Here is a 1,576-nt window from a genome sequence, read left to right as displayed (position 1 = left end):
AGGTAGATACCAAGTTTAAAGCAGTTATTTCCGGAGACAAAAGGAGAGAAGAAAGTTTTCATGCGTATGGCGTGTCAAATACCTTGATGGACTTGACAAATGGTAGAAAAAAGTCCCATATGACCTATAATGAAAAGCGTTCAAACTATCATTCTAGAAAGGTTCATACGGAACAACTAAATCTTATCACAAATTTTCTCAGAATTAAAGACAAAAATATCGTTATCACTGATAAATATGATATGGGAACTCACTTAGAACTCCACGGTCACTTGGATTACACAGCCCCTAAATGCCCTTCCTGCAAGGGACAAATGGCAAAATACGATTTCCAAAAAGCCTCCAAAATTCCCTATCTAGAAACAGCTGGCTATCCCTTCTCAGAAAGCGTCGTTTCAAGTGCAAAGAATGTGGGAAAATGGCTGTCGCCGAAACTCCTCTTGTCAAGAAGAACCACCAAATCTCCGTCGCTGTTAACCAGAAGATCGCCCAATTACTCATCGAAAATCAAGCAATGCAACATATTGCACACAGGCTATCTATCTCAACATCATCAGTTATCAGAAAGCTCAATGAGTTCAAGTTCGAAACGGATTGAAATACCTTACCTGAGGTAATGAGCTGGGACGAGTATGCCTTCAAGAAGGGGAAGATGAGCTTTATCGCACAAGATTTCAACTCCCTAAATGTCATTGCCATCCTTGACGGAAAAACTCAAGCAACCATCCGAAACCACTTTATACGCTATCCTAGAAAGGTTAGAAATCGGGTCAAAGTCATTACCATGGATATGTTTAGTCCCTACTACAAATTGGCCGCCCCCTTCGCTCTCCAATTTCTAAGCTCAGGCTGAAACAGTCTATTCCCAGACTGTTTCACTCCCAAATGTAAAAATTGTACTTGACCGCTTTCATATCGTGCAACACCTTAGTCGTGCTATGAATCGTGTCCGCATCCAAATCATGAATCAATTTGACCGAAAATCGCAGGAATACCGAGCATTGAAACGTTACTGGAAATTGATTCAACAAGACAGCCGTAAAATCAATGATAAACGATTTTATCGCCCTATGTTTCGAATACATTTGACTAACAGGGAAATACTGGAAAAACTCCTGTCTTTCTCTGAGGAACTACGACAGCACTATGAACTCTATCAACTTCTCTTATTCCATTTCCAAGAGAAAAATTCAGGTCATTTCTTTGAACTCATCGAACAGGAAATAGCCACTGTTAATCCTATTTTCCAGACAGTATTTAAGACATTTCTAAAGGATAAAGACAAGGTTTTAAACGCCTTGAAATTGCCTTATTCCAACGCCAAACTGGAAGCTACCAATAATCTCATCAAAGTCATTAAAAGAAATGCCTTTGGTTTCAGGAACTTTGAAAACTTTAAAAAACGGATTTTGATTGCTTTGAACATAAAGAAAGAGAGAACGAAGTTCGTCCTCTCTAGGTGTTGGCTTTTCATCTACCCACTACAGTTGACAAAGAGCCCAATAATCGGGAAGACAGGATTCGAACCTGCGACACCTTGGTCCCAAACCAAGTACTCTACCAAGCTGAGCTACTT

At 39.8% G+C, this 1,576-nt stretch carries 1 pseudogene; it reads left to right on the top strand.

Annotated features, from left to right (window positions below):
* Positions 1 to 119: 119 nt before the first annotated feature.
* Positions 120 to 1,460 (top strand): annotated as a pseudogene (locus SST62_RS1000000111865) (ISL3 family transposase); the annotation flags it as partial.
* Positions 1,461 to 1,576: the final 116 nt, after the last annotated feature.

This window comes from Streptococcus suis YS56 (assembly GCF_000440115.1).
Classification (GTDB): Bacteria; Bacillota; Bacilli; order Lactobacillales; family Streptococcaceae; genus Streptococcus; species Streptococcus suis_L.
This window is presented reverse-complemented; position numbering and strand designations above follow the sequence as displayed.